Here is a 20,116-nt window from a genome sequence, read left to right as displayed (position 1 = left end):
AAGATAGGCCCGAGGCAAGGCCGCCACTGCGTGCCCGCGCAAAAAATAGAAAAGGCGACCCGAAGGCCGCCTTTCCAAGCAAAAGAATTTTGCGTGGCGCAGATCTTATTCTGCTGCCGGTTCCGCTGCAGCGGCGGCCTTTTCCGCAGCGGCCTTGGCTTCCGCAGCTTCTGCTGCTGCCTTCTCGGCGGCGAGCGCCTGGGCTGCTGCAACCTTTTCAGCTTCGATGCGTGCCTTTTCCTCGGCAATGGCGGCGCGCTCGGCGTCGTTGAGCTTGCGGGCGCGGACGCCGGTGTCTTCAACGATACGGGCAGACTTGCCGCGACGGTCGCGCAGGTAATAGAGCTTGGCGCGACGGACCTTACCGCGGCGAACGACGTCGACGCTTTCGATCATCGGCGAGTAGATCGGGAATACGCGCTCGACGCCTTCGCCGTAGGAGATCTTGCGGACCGTGAAGTTTTCCTGCAGGCCGCCGCCGGAGCGGGCGATGCAGACGCCTTCATAGGCCTGAACGCGGGTACGGGTGCCTTCCGTGACCTTCACGTTGACGCGGACGGTGTCGCCCGGCGAAAATTCGGGAAGCGTGCGCTTGGCTTCGATCTTGGCGGCCTGTTCGGCCTCAAGCTGCTGAATGATGTTCATCGTCTTAACCTTTGGTTCTTCTGAAACAGCCAGAGCGCTCAACACTGATCCTTCGGAACTGGCCTCAGGACTTTGCCCGTCAAGGGCGGGAGCGGATTCGCCATTCTTTGTTTGCTGGCAGACGGGGATAAACCCCATTTCCGCGTGCGCCAATACACGAAAGGCCAGGGCTTGTCATCCCTTGGACGGCATTTTTGTGAAAAGGGCTGCGAAATCAGCCGTTTTTCTCACTTTACAGCGCCGCGCACCTTTTCAGACGCGCAAAGGACGCTGTGACACTTTGAATCTATGCATCGTGCTTTCCGAAATTCGATCCCGATTTTCCGGGCGATGCACCAGCCTTTTCGAGCAGATCCGGCCGCCGCTCCCGCGTCAGCCGCACCGCTTCCTGATGCCGCCATTTTTCGATGGCGCCGTGGTTGCCCGAGGTGAGGATCGCGGGGATTTCGCGGCCTTCCCATTCCTGCGGCCGGGTATAATGCGGGTGTTCCAGCAGTCCGCCTTCGAAACTTTCGTGCAGGCCGGAAAGATCGTTGCCCATGACACCGGGCAGGATGCGGATAATCGCATCGAGCACGATCAGCGCCGCCGGCTCGCCGCCCGATAGGACGTAGTCGCCGATCGAGACCTCTTCCAGTCCGCGCGCCTCGATCACCCGCTGGTCGACGCCCTCGAAGCGGCCGCAGACGATGATGACGCCGTCACCCGCCGCTAGCTCGCGCACACGCTCCTGCGTCAGCGGCCGGCCGCGCGGGCTCATCAGCAGCCGCGGGCGGGTATCGTTTTCTGAGGCGCTGTCGATCGCACGTGCAAGAACGTCGGCCTTCAGCACCATCCCGGCGCCGCCGCCGGCCGGGGTGTCGTCGACGGTGCGGTGTCTGTCGGTGGCGAAGTCGCGGATCTGAACCGTGTCCAGCGACCATTGCCCCCGCTCCATCGCCTTGCCGGCCAGCGAGAAGCCCAGATGCCCCGGAAACATTTCCGGATAAAGTGTCAGCACGCTCGCCCGGAAAGCCATTACTTCTTCTTTTTCGGCTTGTCGGGAGTGAATTTCGAAAGCTCTTCGGGATCGTCGACCAGCCCCGCCGCCAGCGGATCGATCAGCAGCGTGCCGGCCTCGAGGTCGATCTCCAGCACCGAGGCTTCCGAGAAGGGGATCAGCACCGGACGTTTGCCCGGACCTTTAAGTTCCAAGAGGTCGCCAGCGCCGAAATCGAAGACGCCGGTGACGGTGCCATAGCTGACACCCTTGTCGTCGCGCGCTTCGAGCCCTTCGAGATCGGCATAGTAGAACTCGTCTTCGTCCAGCTCCTCGTCCGGCAGGTTGTCCCGCTCGATATAGAGCTCAAGCCCGTTCAGGGCCTCGGCGGCATTGCGGTCGTTGACGCCGCGGAAACGGACGACGACGACATTCTTCATCTCGCGGATTTCGAGGACTTCGAAGCTGCGGCCGTCCATGCTGTGCAGATGGCCATAGTCGCCAAGCGCGCCGGGATCGGCCGTATAGGCCTTGGCGCGCACCTCGCCCCGAAGGCCTTGCGCGCCACCGATCGTCGCCATCAGAACGGGGTTTTCAAGCTTTGTCATGGGTTCCTTCATGTGAAGCCGAAAGACAGGTTTCTCATAAACGAAGTGCGTGCGATTGGAAACGAAAACGGGCGGCATGTCGCCATGCCGCCCGCTCTAAGGGATATCGCGATTATTCCGCGGCGTCTGCAGCAGCAGCGGCGGCGTCGGTGACCTTCTGAGCCTTTTCGGCGGCGCGTTCCTGGGCGCGCTTGCCGGGCTTTGCCTTGACCGGGTTGTTCTTGACTTCGCGCTTGGCAACGCCGGCCTCATCGAGGAAACGCAGAACGCGGTCGGTCGGCTGGGCGCCGTGTTCGATCCAGTGCTTGATGCGCTCGGCGTTCAGCTGAACGCGCTTCTCGTCATCCTTGGCAAGCATCGGGTTCCAGGAACCGAGGTTTTCGAGGAAGCGGCCGTCACGCGGGCTGCGCGCATCGGCGAGAACGACGTGGTAATACGGGCGCTTCTTGGAACCACCGCGGGCGAGACGAATTTTTAGTGCCATGTTCTTTACTCCTTGGGCTTTTCTTGACCGCTTTCTTGAGCGGTACGGTTATCGGGCTGCAGCGCTCTGTTCAGCGTGATCCGCAGCGATCTGCTCATGATGCCGGATGACTTCCTTGATGACGAAGTTCAGGAACTTCTCGGCGAAATCCGGGTCCAGATTGGCGGCTTTCGCCAGCTGGCGAAGGCGTTCGATCTGGTATTCCTCGCGCGCCGGGTCGGCCGGCGGCAAATTGTATTTGGCCTTCAGCACGCCGACCTCTTTGGTGCAGCGGAAGCGTTCGGCCAGCATGTGCACGAGAGCGGCATCGATATTGTCGATCGACTGACGATAGCTCGCGAGCTGGGCTTTGACGTCTGGATCAATCATGGGGCAAGCGATCCTTTCACTTCTTCTTCGGCAATCCGGGCAATCCCGGGAAACCACCGCCAAGTCCCGGCAGCTTGGCGCCGCCGAGGCCCGACAAACCACCCGGCAGACCGCCGAGACCGGGCATGCCCCCACCCGGTTTTCCAAGCCCCGCCGCTTCCGCCTGCTTCTGCAAGGCCTCGAGCTGCCGGGGATCGATATTCGAAAGATCGGGCATGCCGCCACCCATGCCGCCCATGCCGCCGCCGAGCCCCATCTTGCCGGCAAGGCCGCCCATCATCTGCTTCATCATGCCGCCTTTGCCCTTGCCGCCCATCATCTTCATCATGTCCGCCATCTGGCGGTGCATCTTCAGAAGCTTGTTGATGGCGGCGGCATCGGTGCCGGAGCCGGCGGCGATGCGCTTCTTGCGCGAATGCTTGAGCAGGTCGGGATTGGTGCGCTCGGCCTTGGTCATCGACTGGATGATGGCGATCTGGCGACCGAAAAGCTTATCGTCGAGGCCGGCTGCGGCCATCTTGTCCTTCATGCCGGCCATGCCGGGCATCATCCCCATGATGCCGCCCATGCCGCCCATCTTCTGCATCTGGCGCAGCTGGTCGGCCAGGTCGTCGAGGTCGAACTTGCCCTTGGCCATCTTGGCGGCCATGGCGGCCGCCTTCTCGGCGTCGATGTTTTCGGACGCGCGCTCGACGAGCGAGACGATGTCGCCCATGCCGAGGATGCGGTCGGCGATGCGGCGGGGATGGAATTCCTCCAGCTCGCTCATCTTCTCGCCGACGCCGATCAGCTTGATCGGCTTGCCGGTGACGGCACGCATCGAAAGGGCGGCGCCGCCGCGGCCATCGCCGTCCATGCGGGTCAGCACCAGACCGGTGATGCCGACGCGTTCGTCGAAACTGCGGGCGAGGTTGACGGCGTCCTGGCCGGTGAGGCTGTCGGCGACCAGCAGGATTTCATGCGGGTTCGACCGCTTCTTGATGTCGGCCATCTCGACCATCAGGGGCTCGTCGATATGCGTGCGGCCGGCGGTATCGAGGATGACGACGTCATGGCCGCCAAGCTTGGCCGCCTGCACGGCGCGGGCGGCGATATCGGTCGGCGACTGGCCCGATATGATCGGCAGCGTGTCGATATTGGCCTGCGCGCCGAGCTGGCGAAGCTGCTCCTGGGCTGCCGGACGGCGCGTGTCGAGCGACGCCATCAGCACCTTCTTCTTCTCGCGCGTCGACAGGCGATGGGCAATCTTCGCCGACGTCGTCGTCTTGCCGGAGCCCTGCAGGCCGACCATCATGACGACGACGGGCGCCGGTGCATGCAGATCGATGCCGACCCCTTCGCCGCCCAGCATCTCGATCAGTTCGTCATGCACGATCTTGACGACCATCTGGCCGGGCTTGATCGACTTCAGGATCTCGGCGCCGACGGCCTTTTCACGCACGCGGTCGGTGAAGGAACGCACGACGTCGAGCGCGACGTCGGCCTCCAGCAACGCACGGCGAACCTCGCGCAGCGCTGCGGAAACATCGGCTTCCGAAAGCGCGCCACGGCCTGTCAGTCCATTCAGAATGGATCCAAGACGGTCCTGGAGGTTTTCAAACATCGGCTCTTCCTTGATACGTTTCGGGCGGGTTCTTACCTGCCCGGAAACGTCGTGCTTTTCCTTGACGAAAACAAGACGCAAAGCCAAAAAGCACCCGAGGGCGCATCGCGCTGTCGGGTGTTGACCTCCGGGATCTCTAAGTCCCGGTCGGCGGCTCGGAGTCATGTGGCTCGTCGCGGATTGGGCGCGATAAACAGGAAAGCCGCGCGAAAGTCAAGGCAATGCGGACAAATGACCGCATGACCGACTTCTAAGAAGCCGTTTGAAAAGAGAGCGGCAGTGTTTCATTCAGTGGTTGCGGCGAAAGTACATATTCAAACAATGTGATGTATTGGCTTGCGCAATCTGCCAGGGTTTCAGGTTTGCCGATAAATATTGCTACCCCGGCGGCCGAATTCGCTGTCAATGCCAGTTGCAAATTATTCTGCTTATGATTCTACTTTCTACTTAAGTGCGTCCTGTAAAATGATTCGTGAATATCCTTGATGCCGAATGAATCGGCGGAGATATCGAATGCTAAATGCTGATATTGAGAGCTGGGCGCTGGCGCGGGCCCATCATATTGTCCTGAATGAAGGCCTGAATCTTGCGAAGGCGGCACAGGATCTGGATCGCAAGCGGTCCCGCTCGCTGGTCTACGAGCTGAGAAAGGTCATCACCGCAGCCATTGTCGAAGCCCATGCTGCGTCTTTCGATCCTGACGGTGCACAGCGGTAAAAGTCGAACTGCTGCCTCGAAGGGGTCAGCGGGCCGCAACGTCTGCCCGGCACTCACCCACTGGTAATTCCTTCGCATTTCCGCCATATACACCGGAAAGACAGACGGAATGATACCCATGAGCGCAACGGTCGAATTTGCGAGGATGAACGGGCTTGGCAACAAGATCCTGGTGGTCGACATGCGCGGCCGGCCGGACAAGGTGACGCCGGCGGCGGCGGTCGCGCTCAATGCCGATCCGCAGACTGAGTTCGATCAGATCATGGCGATCCATGATCCGAAGGCCGACGGCACCGATGCCTTCATCGATATCCTGAATTCCGATGGCTCGAAGGCGCAGGCCTGCGGCAACGGCACGCGCTGCGTCGTGCAGGCGCTTGCCGCCGAGACCGGCCGGAAGGCCTTTACCTTCCAGACGGTCGCCGGCATCCTCAACGCCGTCGAGCACGAGGACGGGACGATCTCGGTCGATATGGGCCGGCCGGTGTTCGATTGGGACAGGATCCCGCTGGCGGAAGAATTCCACGACACCAGCCGCATCGAGTTGCAGATCGGCCCGATCGACAAGCCGGTGCTGCATTCGCCGTCGGCGATGTCGATGGGCAATCCGCATGCAATCTTCTGGGTGGACAGGGACGTGATGTCCTATGATCTCGCCCGCTTCGGACCGCTGCTCGAAAACCATCCGATGTTTCCCGAGCGCGCCAATATCACGCTGGCGCAGGTGACGTCGCCGACATCGGTGACGACGCGCACCTGGGAGCGCGGCGCGGGACTGACGCTTGCCTGCGGCTCGGCTGCCTGTTCTGCTGCCGTCAGTGCCGCGCGCACCGGCCGCACCGGCCGCACGGTGACGATCAATGTGGCAAGCGCCAAGCCGCCGGCCACGCTTTCCATCGAATGGCGCGAGCGCGACGATCATGTCATCATGACCGGCCCGGCCGAATGGGAATGGTCGGGCAGGCTCGATCCGTCGACCGGTCTCTGGGCGCGCGATGGTATCCGAGAGGCGGAGGCGCAGTGAGCGGCATCGAGGTCATTACCTTCGGCTGCCGCCTCAACACATATGAATCCGAGGTGATGAAGGCGCAGGCTGAGAAGGCCGGGCTCAACAACGCCATCCTGGTCAATACCTGTGCCGTGACCGGCGAGGCCGTGCGCCAGGCCCGCCAGGCGATCCGCCGGGCACGGCGCGACAATCCGCATGCCCGCATCATCGTCACCGGCTGCGCCGCGCAGACGGAAAAGCAGACCTTCGCCGCGATGGCGGAGGTCGATGCCGTGCTCGGCAACGAGGAGAAGCTGACGAGCGCCTCCTATCGCAGCCTGCCGGATTTCGGCGTTTCGGCCGAAGAGAAGCTGCGGGTCAACGACATCATGAGCGTCAAGGCGACGGCGCCGCAGATGGTCAGGCACATCGACGGCCATGTGCGTGCGTTCATCCAGGTGCAGAATGGTTGCGACCATCGCTGCACCTTCTGCATCATTCCCTATGGCCGCGGCAATTCCCGCTCGGTGCCGATGGGAGCCGTCGTCGATCAGGCCCGCAATCTCGTCGACGGCGGTTATCGCGAGATCGTGCTGACCGGGGTCGATGCCACCAGCTATGGCAGCGATCTGCCGGGCGCCCCGACGCTCGGGCTGTTGGCGAAGACGTTGCTGAAGCAGATCCCCGATATCCGCCGGCTCAGGCTTTCCTCGATCGACAGCATCGAGGCCGACGCCCACCTGATGGATCTGATTGCCGACGAGCCACGTTTCATGCCGCATCTGCATCTGTCGCTGCAGCATGGCGACGACATGATCCTGAAGCGCATGAAGCGCCGGCATTTACGCGCCGATGCGTTGCGTTTCATCGAGGATGCGCGCCGCCTCCGCCCCGAGATGAGCTTCGGCGCCGATATGATTGCCGGCTTTCCCACCGAAACCGAAGAGATGTTCGAGAATGCCGTGAGGCTGGCCGAAGAGGCTGGCATCGCCCATCTGCATGTCTTCCCCTACAGTCCGCGTCCCGGCACACCGGCCGCCCGCATGCCGCAGCTCGACCGGTCGCTGGTCAAGGATCGCGCCGCAAGGCTACGCGCCGCTGGACATATGCTGCATCAATCCCATCTCGATGGGATGATCGGAACCCGGCAATGGCTGCTTGTTGAAAACAACGGCCTGGCGCATACGGAGAACTTCACGCTGGTCGCTGCCCCCGGCCTTCGTCCCGGTGAACTTGTGCCGGTCACGATCACCGGCCACAATGGCAAGCATCTCGACATGCAATTGACGGCCGCAGCAGCGGCCTGACTTTCACGGAATCCCCATGGCGCTCAGTTTCATCAAAAAGGTCTTTACCTTCGGCAAGCCGGCTGAAGAACCTGTGCCTGCGGCCGTGGAAAAGGAGTTGGAGCCGCGTTCGCGCGACGAAGATCTGCCGGTTGCTGACGATCCAGTGCTGGCCGAGGAAATGGATACTGCCGGCGGGCCCGCTGCAGATATTGACGAGGGCTGGGTCGAGGCGCCGGTTGCTGACGATGATGTCGAATCCGCAATCCTGCCCGCCGCCGACCAATTGAGCGATATGGGTGTCGTGCCGCTTTCATTGCTGGAAGCCGAGGCAGCAGCGGAGGCGGAGACTGAAAGCCAGGCGGCCGCCGAAACCGTTACGGAACAACCACCTTCTGTCCCTCTGGGACATCTCCCGCACGAGGCGACAGATCCTGGGGAGACCGCAGCGCTGGAACAGCCGGCTGACCTCGAAGAGAGCGTCGAAAAGCCTCCGGAAGAGATTCCGACCGAGCCGGAAGAGATTCCGACTGAGGATGACGCAGGGCTGGATTCGCCCTCCCAGCCAATCTCCCCACCTGTGGGGGAGATGCCCGGCAGGGCAGAGGGGGGCAACCCCGCGGCCGAACCGGAGACCGGCTCTCCCATCCTCCCCAGAGGCTTTGCCACCGGCCCGAAGGTCGTCGAGCCGGAGCCCGTTGTCCTGCAGCCGAAACTCAGCTGGTTCCAGCGCCTGCGCAACGGCCTTGCACGCACCTCTTCGCAGCTGACCGGCCAGATCACCGCGCTCTTCACCAAGCGCAAGCTCGATGACGAGACGCTGCAGGATCTCGAGGATCTGCTGATCCAGGCCGATCTCGGCGTCGAGACCGCCATGCGCGTTACCGACACGCTTGCTTCCGAGCGCTATGGCAAGGATGTCACCGGCGAGGATGTCAGCCGGATCATGGCGTCGGAAATCGCCAAGGTCCTGAAGCCGGTCGCCAAGCCGCTGCAGCTCGACCTCTCGCACAAGCCGCATGTCATCCTCGTCGTCGGCGTCAACGGCACCGGCAAGACGACGACGATCGGCAAGCTTGCGGCAAAGCTTTCCGGCGCCGGGCTGAAGGTGATGCTGGCTGCCGGCGATACGTTCCGGGCGGCGGCGATCGAGCAGCTGAAAATCTGGGCCGACCGGACGAAATCCGAATTCATCGGCACCAAGCTCGGCGCCGATGCCGCCGGCCTTGCCTATGATGCCTTCGAACAGGCAAAGGCAAAAAAATGCGACGTGCTGATCGTCGATACCGCCGGCCGCCTGCAGAACAAGGCAGAGCTGATGGCCGAGCTCGAGAAGATCGTCCGCGTGCTCGGCAAACTCGATCCCGATGCGCCGCATACCGTGCTGCAGACGCTTGATGCCACGACGGGGCAGAACGCGCTCAGCCAGGTCGAGATCTTCCGCAACGTCGCTGGTGTCAACGGGCTGATCATGACCAAGCTCGATGGCACGGCCCGCGGCGGCATTCTCGTCGCCATCTCCGCCAAGCACAAGCTGCCGGTCTATTTCATCGGCGTCGGCGAGGGCGTCGAGGATCTGGAGCCGTTCGAGGCCGAGGATTTTGCCCATGCCATTGCCGGACTTGGGCAATGATGCCACAGATATGCCGCCGAAAGCCTGCAGGGCACGGCCGGAAACAGTTTCCAGGAAAACAGGTTTGAAGAACGCATGAGCACCGAGAGCGATATCACCCCGTCTGCTGCCGACCGGCATCACCCGCTGTTGAAACTGGCGCTGGAACTCGGGCCGCTGATGATCTTCTTCTTCGCCAATCTGCGCGGTCAGTGGCTGGTGGAGACGTTTCCTGCTCTTTCCGAATTGGGCGGACCGCTGTTCGTTGCGACCGGCCTCTTCATGGCGGCGACGATCATCTCGCTGATCGTTTCGAAGATCGTGCTCGGCCATCTGCCGATCATGCCTTTTGTATCGGGCATCGTCGTCGTCATCTTCGGCTCGCTGTCGATCTGGCTGCAGAACGAGACCTTCATCAAGATGAAGCCGACCATCGTCAACGCGCTCTTCGGGGTGGCGCTGCTCGGCGGGCTGGCCTTCGGCAAGTCGCTGCTCGGCTATGTCTTCAACGCCGCGTTCCAGCTCGATGCCGAGGGCTGGCGCAAGCTCACCATCCGCTGGGGCATCTTCTTTCTCTTCCTCGCGGTGCTGAACGAAGTCGTCTGGCGCAATTTTTCCGACAGTACCTGGGTCGCCTTCAAGGTCTGGGGCACGATGCCGATCACCATCATCTTCACGCTGGCGCAGATGCCGCTGGTGCTGAAACATAGCGTCAACCTGGAAACGGAAGGCGAGAAGTGAGCGCTGTCGACGTAGAAACTCGCGTAAGACACCAGAACTTCTGGTTTATCGCCTGCCTTGCGGTGCTGATCATTCAGATCGTCGCCGAATATATGATGGGCCGCGTGCCGATCTGCGCCTGCGGCACTGTCAAGCTGTGGGAGGGCGGGGTCAATACCAGCGGCAATTCGCAGCATCTGACGGATTGGTACACGCCGTCGCACATCATCCACGGCTTCCTGTTCTACGGGCTCGCGCATCTCATCCTGCGCGGCAAGCCGTTGGCGGCAAGGCTGCTGCTGGCGCTGGTGATCGAATCCGGCTGGGAGCTGCTTGAAAATTCACCTCTCATCATCGACCGCTACCGTACGGCGACGATCGCGCTCGATTATTACGGCGACAGCATCCTGAATTCGGCGATGGACACCGTCTTCATGTGCGTCGGCTTCTTCTTCGCGCGGCGCGCACCGGTGGCGCTGACGGTGGCGATCGCCATCTTCTTCGAGATTTTCACCGGCTACGTGATCCGCGACAACCTGACGCTCAACGTGGTGATGCTGATCTGGCCGGTGGAGGCGATCAAGGTCTGGCAGGGTGGGGTGTAGGGCTTCTTTGTCCCGATAAACCCCTCCCCAACCCCTCCCCACAAGGGGGAGGGACTAACTCGTGGCACCGCCTCGCAAACCAGACCAACTGCACACTGGACGTTCGATAGGACGCACGGCAAGAGCCGCACGTTAAGTCCCTCCCCCTTGTGGGGAGGGGTTGGGGAGGGGTCTTTTGTGGATCACTCAGGAAGTCGGCTTGCCGAGCGTCTTTTCCATCGCTGGAAAAAGCCCTTCCTTCAGACTGATATCGTCGAAGGGGCCGACGCGCTTGTAGAGGATCGTGCCGTCAGGCCCGACCAGATAGCTTTCCGGAATGCCGTAGACACCCCAGTCGATCGCTGCCTTGCCGTTCGGATCGATGCCGATCGCCCGAAAGGGGTTGCCGAGCTCGCCGAGGAAACGCAGGGCGTTGTCGCTCTGGTCCTTGTAATTGATGGCGACGATGTTCAGCCGTCCGTCTTTCGCCAGTTCTTTCAGTATCGGATGTTCTTCCCGGCAGGGGAGGCACCATGAGGCGAAGACGTTGACGAGGGTCAGCTTGCCCTTGATTGCCGCATCGGTCAGCGCCGGCAGGTTGGCGCCGTCGAGCGGCGGCAGGTTCAGCGCCGGGGCCTTGGTGCCGATCAGGGCGGAGGGAATTTCGGCGATGTTCTTGCCATGGAAATCCTGGTCGTAGAGCATCTTTGCGGCCGTGGCAGCAATGCCGCCGAAGACGACGAGCGGCAGCAGCGCCAATGCGTAACGGCCAAGCCCGCGCGGCTTGGCGGCGATGTTTTCCGGCGTGTCGTTCATTCGCCATCCCCCACACTGTCCTTGGGGCGCGCCGAACGGCGGCGAATGCCGGCAGCCTCAAGGGCGGCGAGTTCCGTGCGGCGGGCGCGGCCGTCGGCCCACGTCCAGGCCGTTACGGCGATCGTCACCAGGGCTGCAAAGCCATAGGAAGCGTAGACGTAAAAGGCATGTGTCACGATTAATCCTCCCGGCTCGCCATGCGGGCGGCAAGACGGCGCTGGGCGGCGATGCGGCGGCGCCAGATCTCGTTCCTCATTGCCATGATGTGCAGCGTGAAGAAGAGCAGGGTGAAGGCGATCGCCATGACAAAGAGCGGCCGCAGGAATTCCGGATCGATCGCCGGGCCGTCGAGGCGCAGCACGCTTGCCGACTGGTGCAGCGTGTTCCACCACTCCACAGAAAATTTGATGATCGGGATGTTGACGAAGCCGACGAGGATGAGCACGGCGCTGACGCGCGCGGCCTTCGACGGATCGTCGATGGCACGGCCGAGCGCAATCAGCCCGAGATACATCAGGAAGAGAACGAAGACGGAGGTGAGCCGCGCATCCCAGACCCACCAGGTACCCCACATCGGCTTGCCCCAGAGCGAACCGGTGACGAGTGCAAGCAGGGTAAAGGCGGCGCCGAGCGGGGCTGCGGCCTTGGCGGAGACATCGGCCAGCGGATGGCGCCAGACCAGCGTGCCGATCGCCGAGACGCTCATGATCGTATAGCACATCATCGAAAGCCAGGCCGAGGGCACATGCACATACATGATGCGCACAGTCTCGCCCTGCTGGTAATCGCCTTCGGTGGCGAAGCTCAGATAGAGGCCGGCCGCGAAACAGAGGGTGGTGATGCCGGCCAGCCACGGAATGGCGCGCGCCGCCAGCGCCAGAAACCGCGTCGGATTGGCGAGATCACTGAATTTGCTGATGGCAAGGCTCGTTTCGCTCATGTCCGCTTCCTTACCTTGATCCGGCTTTTCCCGCAATCGAATGGCCCATCAATCCGCTGTGTTTCGCAGCGCCAGGGCGGCGGCTGCCGGGCCGATGACCGCGAAGAAGAGTGTCAGCGCAATGAGGATCAGGAAGGGCGGCAGGAAGGGGGCGGGATCCTCGATTGCGGCATAGGTGGCGCTGACGCCGAAGATCAGCACCGGAATGGTCAGCGGCAGCACGAGGATCGAGACCAGCAGGCCGCCGCGGGGCAGCGCCACGGCAACGGCAGCACCCACGGCGCCGATGAAGGTGATGGCGGGCGAGCCGACCAGCAGCGTCAGCATGGTCGCGCCGATCGCCGTCTCGTCCATGTTCATGAAGAGGCCGAGCAGCGGCGAGGCGATGACCAGCGGCAGGCTGGTGGCCGTCCAATGGGCGAAGCATTTGACCAGCACGGTGAGGACGAGCGGCGATTCCTGTATCAGCATCAAGTCGAGCGATCCGTCGTCGCGCTCGGCCTGGAACAGCCGGTCGAGGCCGAGAAGGGCGGCAAGCAGCGCGCCGATCCAGACGATGGCGGGGCCGATGCGCGACAGCAGTTTGAGATCGGGACCGACGCCGAAGGGAATGACGGCGACGATGGTCAGGAAGAACAGAACGCCGATCAGCGCACCGCCGCCGGTGCGAATCGAGAGTTTCAGGTCGCGGAGGAAGAGGGCGGTCATGCGGGGCGGCTCTCTGCATGTGCGGTGGACGAGGCACCCCCTCTGCCCTGCCGGGCATCTCCCCCACAAGGGGGGAGATCGGCTGGATGCTCTCGCTTCCCCAAGCAATCGGCCATCCAAATCGGCAATCCGGTTGCGAGGCGGGAAAGCTAAGCAGCTTGTGATCTCCCCCCTGTGGGGGAGATGCCCGGCAGGGCAGAGGGGGGTAGCCACACCGAGATACATCACCCCCACACCCCCGCATCGACTCCGGCAAAGCCCGTCATCTTCAATTCCTGCGCATTCCTCAGCCCCAAGGGCTGATGCGTTGCCGCCAGCACGATGCCGCCCTTTTCCAGATGCGTCATGATCAAATCGGCAAACAGCCGGTCGGCGCTGGCGTCGAGTGCGGCGGTCGGTTCGTCGAGGATCCAGACGGGGCGGTGGGCGACGAGCAGTTTGGCGAAAGCTATCCGGCGCTGCTGGCCGGCGGAGAGATAACCGAAGGGAAGGTGGGTGATGCCGGAAAGACCGACGGCGTCAGTGGCGTCCTCGACGGAGAGGGCGGCGGAGCCTGTATTGCCGAGAAAGGTGCGCCAGAAATCGAGATTTTCTGCAACCGTAAGTTCATTCTTCATCGCATTTCGGTGGCCAAGGTAGTGGCTGACCTCGCCGGGGTGCCTGCCTCCCGGGCTCTCTTCGCCGTGAAATATGACAGTGCCTTTTTCCGGCCTGAGGAGGCCGGCGACGACACGCAGCAAAGTGGACTTTCCCGATCCATTTTTTCCGGTCAGGACAAGCGCCTCGCCGGCCGCCAAGTGAAAGGAAATGTTAACGAAAATGAGATCCTCACCGCGCCTTGCAGCCAGATTTTCGGCGGTGAGATGCATGCGTCGGCTCTTTCTTGGTTTCGGCTTGCGGCGGGGTCAAAAAATGTCCGATTTTGACTGTGCTCGGGTATGGCAAGTTTTTAGGAAATTATCTATAAGACCTGCAACCACGCCAGCGGTCGGCGTGAATTTCATCCTTGCGCCGAACTTGGAGCGTCTGTTCCACGTGCGGACAGCGGAAATGGCCGTACCCGCATCCTGATGTGCATTAAGTGCATAGGCGTTCGCACGACTGTGTTGGCTATCAGAAACGGGGTATCTCGTGTCTAAATCTCTTGACAGTTTCAATTGTCGTTCCACGCTTTCCGTCAACGGGAAGGACTATGTCTATTACAGCCTGCCCAAGGCTGAGGCAAACGGTCTGGCCGGCGTGTCGAAGCTTCCCTATTCGATGAAGGTGCTGCTCGAAAACCTGCTGCGCTTCGAAGACGGCCAGTCGGTCACCAAGGAGCACATCCTGGCCGTTGCCGAATGGCTGAACAATAAGGGTGCGGTCGAAAACGAAATCGCCTATCGCCCGGCGCGCGTGCTGATGCAGGACTTCACCGGCGTTCCCGCCGTCGTCGATCTTGCCGCGATGCGCGACGCGATGGTGTCGCTCGGCGGCGATCCGGAGAAGATCAACCCGCTCGTTCCCGTCGACCTCGTCATCGACCACTCCGTCATCGTCGACGAATTCGGCACGCCGCAGGCTTTCGCCAGGAATGTGGAGCTGGAATACCAGCGCAACGGCGAGCGCTACCGCTTCCTGAAGTGGGGCCAGCAGGCTTTCAAGAATTTCCGCGTCGTGCCTCCCGGCACCGGCATCTGTCATCAGGTCAATCTCGAATATCTCGGCCAGACCGTCTGGACCAAGGAAGAGGACGGCGAGACGATCGCCTATCCGGATACCTGCGTCGGCACCGACAGCCACACGACGATGATCAACGGTCTCGGCGTTCTCGGCTGGGGTGTGGGCGGTATCGAAGCGGAAGCTGCGATGCTCGGCCAGCCGGTCTCGATGCTGCTTCCCGAAGTCATCGGCTTCAAGCTGACCGGTAAGCTCAAGGAAGGCGTCACGGCGACCGACCTCGTTCTCACCGTCGTGCAGATGCTGCGCAAGAAGGGCGTCGTTTCGAAGTTCGTCGAATTCTTCGGCCCCGGCATGGACAACATGCCGCTCGCCGACCGCGCGACGATCGGCAACATGGGTCCGGAATATGGCGCGACCTGCGGCTTCTTCCCGGTCGACGGCGAAACCATCAATTACCTCACCATGTCCGGCCGCACGCATGACCGGATCGCGCTCGTCGAAGCCTATTCGAAGGCGCAAGGCATGTGGCGCGAGGGCGATGGTTCCGAGCTCGTCTTCACCGACACGCTGGAACTCGATCTTAACGACGTCGTGCCGTCAATGGCCGGCCCGAAGCGTCCGGAAGGCCGCATTTCGCTCGAGAACATCGCGACCGGCTTCGCCGGCTCGATGGATGCCGACTACAAGAAGCCCGGCCAGCTGAACAATCGCTATGCGGTTGAAGGCACCGACTTCGATCTCGGCCACGGCGACGTGGCGATCGCTGCCATCACGTCGTGCACCAACACCTCCAACCCGTCAGTGCTGATCGCCGCCGGCCTTCTTGCCCGCAACGCTGTTGCCAAGGGCCTGAAGACGAAGCCGTGGGTGAAGACCTCGCTGGCACCGGGAAGCCAAGTCGTCGGCGAATATCTCGCCAAATCGGGCCTGCAGGCCGATCTCGACAAGCTCGGCTTCAACCTCGTCGGCTTCGGCTGCACCACCTGCATCGGCAATTCCGGCCCGCTGCCGGCGCCGATCTCGAAGACGATCAACGACAAGGGCCTTATCGTTTCCGGCGTTCTCTCCGGCAACCGTAACTTCGAAGGCCGCATCTCGCCCGACGTGCAGGCGAACTACCTCGCATCTCCGCCGCTCGTCGTCGCTTATGCGCTTGCCGGTACGGTGCAGATGGATCTGACCAAGGAGCCGATCGGCGAGGACCCGAGCGGCAATCCTGTTTATCTCAAGGACATCTGGCCGACCTCTAAGGAAGTCCAGGAATTCATCCTGAAATACGTGACCCGCGAACTCTACGAAAGCAAATATGCCGATGTCTTCAAGGGCGACGTCAACTGGCAGGCCGTTCAGGTCCCGCCGGGCCAGACCTATGCCTGGGACGACAATTCGACCTATGTGCAGAACCCGCCCTACTTCGTCGGCATGGGCAAGAAGGGCACCGGCGTCTCCGACATCAAGAGCGCCCGCGTTCTCGGCCTGTTCGGCGACAAGATCACCACCGACCACATCTCGCCGGCTGGTTCGATCAAGGCGGCATCGCCGGCCGGCGCCTACCTCATCGGCCATGACGTTGCCGTTGCCGACTTCAACCAGTACGGCACGCGCCGCGGTAACCATGAAGTGATGATGCGCGGCACCTTCGCCAATATCCGCATCCGCAACCACATGCTCGGCCCGAACGGCAAGGAAGGTGGCTACACCATCCATTATCCGTCGAAGGAAGAGACCTCGATCTACGACGCCGCGATGCAGTACAAGCAGGAAGGCGTGCCGCTCGTCATCTTCGCCGGTGTCGAATACGGCAACGGCTCCTCGCGCGACTGGGCTGCCAAGGGCACCAACCTGCTCGGCGTCAAGGCGGTGGTCGCCCAGTCCTTCGAGCGCATCCATCGCTCGAATTTGGTCGGCATGGGCATCATTCCCTTCGTCTTCGAAGAGGGCACGACCTGGCAGAGCCTCGGCCTCAAGGGCGACGAACTCGTCACCATCGAAGGTCTGGAAAAAATCAAGCCGCGCGAGAGGAAGATTGCCAGGATCACCTATGGCGACGGCACCGTGAAAGAGGTTCCGCTGCTGTCGCGCGTCGATACGCTCGACGAGGTGATCTACCTCAACAATGGCGGCATCCTGCAGACGGTTCTGCGCGATCTCGCCGCCTGATTTTTAAGAAACTCGCATGATAATGGCCGCCGGAGAGCAGTTTCCGGCGGCTTTTTCTTTGCGGCGGCAGTATTCAAACGGGGCTCACGATGATTTGTTTCACGCAAGTTCCTGTCGAGCTTCGTCTCACCCGTTCGTGACTTTTCGTTTGGACCTGGAAGGATTATTCGTACGTTCATATGTCAGGGCCGCCGGTTCAAACATGCCGTCGGCGCTGAAAAAGAGGTGCAGGTGAATGTCCCCCCGTTTTTTGCTTCCGCTAATCGCCAGCGTTGTTCTGTCGGGCCCGCTGCAGGCCGACGACGGCACGCCGAAAGGTGTTGTCGAACTCTTCACGTCGCAGGGCTGCTCCTCCTGTCCTCCCGCTGATGCCGCTTTTCGCAAGCTGGTGAACCAGGGCGATGTCATCGCGCTCGCCTATCATGTCGATTACTGGAACTATCTCGGCTGGGCCGATACGCTGAGCTCCAAGGAAAATACCGAGCGACAGTATGGCTATGCCAAGACGATGGGCCGCAGCAACGTCTACACGCCGCAAGCCATCGTCAACGGACGTGACCATTTGGCCGGCGCCGATCTGAATGGCATCAACAGCAAGATCGATACCTATAGCAGCGAAGGCAACGGGCTGACCGTTCCGATCAGTGCCGCGATGCGCGGCGACGAGTTGGAGATCAAGATCGGCGCGGGACAGGGCAGAGCCAATGTCGTGATGGTCTATTTCGATAAGGAAAAGACGATCGACGTCGAAAAGGGCGAGAACAGCGGCCAGAAGATCTCCTATCTGCACAGCGTCACCAATGTCGAAACCGTCGGCATGTGGGACGGTAAGGCAACCAGTCTGACGCTGCCGGCCAGCGTCCTGCAGCGGCCGCAGCTCGAGGGCTGCGCCATCCTGCTGCAATCGGCAACCGCAGACGGCGATCCGGCTGCGATCCTTGGCGCGACCGTGGTGATGGCTGGCAAAAATATATGAGATTCCATCCGGTTCCGGATGAAGTGCCGGGCGGCCCGGCCGAGCGTATTCGGGGCTGGGGTTAAGGTCGATACGCTCCGCCGGGCCCTTTGGCGCGCTGGCGCCAAACCGGAATTCATAAATCTCCTGCAAATGAGGCGCTGTTTTGACTGAAATGCGGCGCTGCGGAGAAAGCGTGGACCTGTCCAACGTATCATGCTTTCCGAAAATCGAACCCAACTTTCGGAAGGCATGATGCACTAACTCAAAGTGCTACAGCGTCCTTGCGCGAGAGACGTGCGGCGCTGCAGTGCGGCGGAATGTGACGGCTGGCACTCTTGCAATTTGCGGCGGCTCGGGCAAACTGTCACCCTCCTGTCACAAGCGGAGGCCTCGGGAGACTGATGACAGATCAGCCGGATTTGCGACACGGCGAAAGCCGCTCCGTCGACAATAGTTCCTCAGTCGTCGTCGATCTCAGGGAATACAAACAAAGCAAGGACCCGCTTCCGGTGACCTTCCACCGGCGCGAACTGGACGCGATCCTCTGGATCTACGGCCGCATGGTCGGTGACGGTGAGTGGCGCGACTACGCCATCGATCACCTGAAGGACAGGGCGGTCTTTTCCGTTTTCAAGCGTTCCGGCGAAATGCCGCTCTTCCGCATCGAGAAAAACCCGAAGCTCGCCGCCAAGCAGGGCGCCTATTCCGTGATCAGCGTCAACGGCACGATCCTGAAGCGCGGTCACGAGCTGAACCAGGTGCTGAAGGTCTTCGACAAGGCCCTGAAGCTCGTCGACAGATAAGCCATATCAGCCGTTAAACAGCACGCCGGGATAGGTCGACGGGTCCGGATCGGTGCTCATGCCGTCACCGAGGGCGCGCTGCATGAACATCGTATCCAGCCAGCGGCCGTGCTTGTAGCCGGTGCCCTTCATCAGTCCGACCTCCTCGAAGCCGGCCGTGCGATGGAGCGCGATCGATGCGGGGCTGGCGCCGCCGATGACGGCCGCCATCTGCCGAAAGCCGAGGGTGGTGCAACGGATGATCAGTTCGGCGAGCAGCGCCTTGCCGATGCCGCGGCCACGGGCTTCAGGCGCCAGATAGATCGAATCCTCGACCAGCCAGCGATAGGCGGGACGCGTGCGGAAGGCCGAGGCATAGGCGTAGCCGAGGAGAGTCCCGTCCGCGCCGATGGCTGCGATATAGGGATATTGCTGGCCGACGATCGCCGAAAAACGCAGTGCCATCTCGGCCTCGGAGGGCGGGACGATCTCATAGCTCGCTACGCCGTTCAGGACCGATTCGCGATAGATATCGGCAATGGCGGGAATATCGGCATTCGAAGCATCGCGCAGGAGGAAGGACATTTCAGCAGCAGATCCATAAGGGCGGCAAGGTTTTTTTAAAACCATTCCGTGGAAGCCTACGCAACAAAAAAGGCGGCCGAAGCCGCCTTTTCGATCTCAGTCGGTCCTGCTTATTTACGGTTGCCCATGAACTGCAGCAGGAACATGAAGAGGTTGATGAAGTCGAGATAGAGCGTCAGCGCACCCATGATCGCCTTGCGGCCGGCGACGGCGACGTCATCGGCTTCCAGGTACAATTCCTTGATCCGCTGCGTATCGTAGGCGGTGAGGCCTGCGAAGATCAGCACGCCGAGTACCGAGATCGCGAACTGCACGGCGGACGACGCCAGGAAGATGTTGACCAGCGAAGCGATGATCAGGCCGAAGACACCCATCATCAGGAACGAGCCCATCGCCGACAGGTCACGCTTCGTCGTGTAGCCGTAAAGCGACAGCGCGCCGAAGGAGGCGGCGGTGACGAAGAAGGTCTGAACGACGCTCTGGCCCGTGTAGATCAGGAAGATCGACGAGAGCGACAGGCCGACGAGCGCGGCGTAGACCGCAAAGGTCGTCTGGGCGGCGGCCACCGTCATGGTATTGATCCGGAAGCTCAGGAAGAACACCAGAGCCAGCGGCGCCAGAATGACCACCCACTTCAGCGGGCTGACATAGATCGCCTGACCGAAAGCGGTCAGCTCGCCATTGGCGAAGGCGAATTGGAACGACAGATATGCGGCCACACCGGTGATCGCCAGGCCCAGCGCCATCAGGTTGTAGACCTTGAGCATATAAGTGCGCAGGCCTTGATCAATCATCTCGCCGGTCTGAGCGCGGCTTTGATAGTTACGAAGATCAGCCATAGTTTCCTCTTACAAGCTCCGATGGAAATACGGTGTCGGGGTTTTCGACCCGGGCGCCGCTGCGGAGCTCC

At 61.7% G+C, this 20,116-nt stretch carries 22 protein-coding genes; 9 read left to right on the top strand and 13 right to left on the bottom strand.

Features of this window, described 5'->3' with window-relative positions; translation table 11 throughout:
• Positions 1–105: 105 nt before the first annotated feature.
• From rplS to ffh, 6 genes are all read right to left on the bottom strand, one after another.
• Entirely contained in the window at positions 106–645 is a 540-nt protein-coding gene (gene rplS, locus BA011_RS18770; RefSeq protein WP_065281562.1) for a 50S ribosomal protein L19, read from the bottom strand.
• A gap of 286 nt (positions 646–931) precedes the next feature.
• The gene (trmD, locus tag BA011_RS18765) at positions 932–1,663 is read right to left on the bottom strand and encodes a tRNA (guanosine(37)-N1)-methyltransferase TrmD (RefSeq protein WP_032987707.1); all 732 of its coding nucleotides are present in this window, start codon (positions 1,661–1,663) and stop codon (positions 932–934) included.
• The gene (gene rimM / locus BA011_RS18760; RefSeq protein WP_026158926.1) at positions 1,663–2,232 is read right to left on the bottom strand and encodes a ribosome maturation factor RimM; all 570 of its coding nucleotides are present in this window, start codon (positions 2,230–2,232) and stop codon (positions 1,663–1,665) included. The genes trmD and rimM overlap by 1 nt, the downstream gene beginning before the upstream one ends.
• A 112-nt stretch (positions 2,233–2,344) precedes the next feature.
• Positions 2,345–2,716 carry a 30S ribosomal protein S16 gene (rpsP, locus tag BA011_RS18755; protein ID WP_012759371.1) on the bottom strand — a complete coding sequence of 124 codons (372 nt, stop codon included), beginning with the start codon at positions 2,714–2,716 and terminating at the stop codon, positions 2,345–2,347.
• A gap of 48 nt (positions 2,717–2,764) precedes the next feature.
• Positions 2,765–3,085, bottom strand: coding sequence for a chorismate mutase (locus BA011_RS18750; RefSeq protein ID WP_011427149.1), 321 nt, complete (start codon positions 3,083–3,085; stop codon positions 2,765–2,767).
• Between the two features lie 16 nt (positions 3,086–3,101).
• On the bottom strand, positions 3,102–4,688 hold the full coding sequence (ffh, locus tag BA011_RS18745) for a signal recognition particle protein (RefSeq protein ID WP_065281561.1): 1,587 nt from the start codon (positions 4,686–4,688) through the stop codon (positions 3,102–3,104).
• A gap of 492 nt (positions 4,689–5,180) precedes the next feature.
• On the opposite strand from ffh, the gene BA011_RS18740 reads away from it, so the two are divergent.
• The 6 genes from BA011_RS18740 (at position 5,181) to BA011_RS18715 (ending at position 10,616) form a co-directional block, all read left to right on the top strand.
• Positions 5,181–5,405, top strand: coding sequence for a hypothetical protein (locus tag BA011_RS18740; protein ID WP_017962453.1), 225 nt, complete (start codon positions 5,181–5,183; stop codon positions 5,403–5,405).
• A 118-nt stretch (positions 5,406–5,523) separates the two neighbouring features.
• Positions 5,524–6,429: a diaminopimelate epimerase gene (gene dapF, locus BA011_RS18735; protein ID WP_065281560.1), complete on the top strand. Its 906-nt coding sequence runs from the start codon at positions 5,524–5,526 to the stop codon at positions 6,427–6,429.
• Entirely contained in the window at positions 6,426–7,700 is a 1,275-nt protein-coding gene (mtaB, locus tag BA011_RS18730) for a tRNA (N(6)-L-threonylcarbamoyladenosine(37)-C(2))-methylthiotransferase MtaB (RefSeq protein WP_065281559.1), read from the top strand. The genes dapF and mtaB overlap by 4 nt, the downstream gene beginning before the upstream one ends.
• A 16-nt stretch (positions 7,701–7,716) precedes the next feature.
• Positions 7,717–9,312, top strand: coding sequence for a signal recognition particle-docking protein FtsY (gene ftsY / locus BA011_RS18725; protein ID WP_065281558.1), 1,596 nt, complete (start codon positions 7,717–7,719; stop codon positions 9,310–9,312).
• Positions 9,313–9,387: 75 nt separating this feature from the next.
• Complete coding sequence (locus tag BA011_RS18720; RefSeq protein WP_065281557.1) at positions 9,388–10,032, top strand: septation protein A; 645 nt, start codon at positions 9,388–9,390, stop codon at positions 10,030–10,032.
• On the top strand, positions 10,029–10,616 hold the full coding sequence (locus BA011_RS18715) for a DUF2585 domain-containing protein (protein ID WP_065281556.1): 588 nt from the start codon (positions 10,029–10,031) through the stop codon (positions 10,614–10,616). The genes BA011_RS18720 and BA011_RS18715 overlap by 4 nt, the downstream gene beginning before the upstream one ends.
• Positions 10,617–10,802: 186 nt before the next feature.
• Here the strand turns inward: BA011_RS18715 and BA011_RS18710 are convergent, their stop codons facing one another.
• From BA011_RS18710 to ccmA, 5 genes are all read right to left on the bottom strand, one after another.
• A complete protein-coding gene (locus BA011_RS18710; protein WP_065281555.1) occupies positions 10,803–11,411 on the bottom strand; it encodes a DsbE family thiol:disulfide interchange protein in 609 nt (202 codons plus the stop codon).
• Positions 11,408–11,587, bottom strand: coding sequence for a heme exporter protein CcmD (ccmD, locus tag BA011_RS18705; protein ID WP_017962446.1), 180 nt, complete (start codon positions 11,585–11,587; stop codon positions 11,408–11,410). Before ccmD ends, BA011_RS18710 begins: the two co-directional genes overlap by 4 nt.
• Positions 11,588–11,589: 2 nt before the next feature.
• Positions 11,590–12,351, bottom strand: coding sequence for a heme ABC transporter permease (locus BA011_RS18700; protein WP_065281554.1), 762 nt, complete (start codon positions 12,349–12,351; stop codon positions 11,590–11,592).
• Positions 12,352–12,399: 48 nt separating this feature from the next.
• Positions 12,400–13,059, bottom strand: coding sequence for a heme exporter protein CcmB (gene ccmB / locus BA011_RS18695; protein ID WP_065281553.1), 660 nt, complete (start codon positions 13,057–13,059; stop codon positions 12,400–12,402).
• Positions 13,060–13,283: 224 nt separating this feature from the next.
• Positions 13,284–13,928 (bottom strand): heme ABC exporter ATP-binding protein CcmA, encoded by a 645-nt coding sequence (ccmA, locus tag BA011_RS18690; RefSeq protein WP_065281552.1) that lies wholly within the window; start codon positions 13,926–13,928, stop codon positions 13,284–13,286.
• Between the two features lie 262 nt (positions 13,929–14,190).
• Between ccmA and acnA the strand changes: the two genes are divergently transcribed.
• From acnA to BA011_RS18675, 3 genes are all read left to right on the top strand, one after another.
• Complete coding sequence (acnA, locus tag BA011_RS18685) at positions 14,191–16,881, top strand: aconitate hydratase AcnA (protein ID WP_065281551.1); 2,691 nt, start codon at positions 14,191–14,193, stop codon at positions 16,879–16,881.
• Between the two features lie 235 nt (positions 16,882–17,116).
• Positions 17,117–17,857: a DUF1223 domain-containing protein gene (locus BA011_RS18680; RefSeq protein WP_065281550.1), complete on the top strand. Its 741-nt coding sequence runs from the start codon at positions 17,117–17,119 to the stop codon at positions 17,855–17,857.
• Between the two features lie 383 nt (positions 17,858–18,240).
• Positions 18,241–18,642, top strand: coding sequence for a DUF2794 domain-containing protein (locus BA011_RS18675; RefSeq protein WP_025396340.1), 402 nt, complete (start codon positions 18,241–18,243; stop codon positions 18,640–18,642).
• Positions 18,643–18,648: 6 nt separating this feature from the next.
• Here BA011_RS18675 and BA011_RS18670 read toward each other — a convergent pair whose 3' ends face one another.
• Both BA011_RS18670 and BA011_RS18665 read right to left on the bottom strand, forming a co-directional pair.
• Positions 18,649–19,206: a GNAT family N-acetyltransferase gene (locus tag BA011_RS18670; RefSeq protein ID WP_065281549.1), complete on the bottom strand. Its 558-nt coding sequence runs from the start codon at positions 19,204–19,206 to the stop codon at positions 18,649–18,651.
• A gap of 110 nt (positions 19,207–19,316) precedes the next feature.
• Positions 19,317–20,045 carry a Bax inhibitor-1/YccA family protein gene (locus BA011_RS18665; protein ID WP_065281548.1) on the bottom strand — a complete coding sequence of 243 codons (729 nt, stop codon included), beginning with the start codon at positions 20,043–20,045 and terminating at the stop codon, positions 19,317–19,319.
• Positions 20,046–20,116: the final 71 nt, after the last annotated feature.

Source organism: Rhizobium leguminosarum (genome assembly GCF_001679785.1).
GTDB classification, from domain to species: domain Bacteria; phylum Pseudomonadota; class Alphaproteobacteria; order Rhizobiales; family Rhizobiaceae; genus Rhizobium; species Rhizobium leguminosarum_R.
This window is presented reverse-complemented; position numbering and strand designations above follow the sequence as displayed.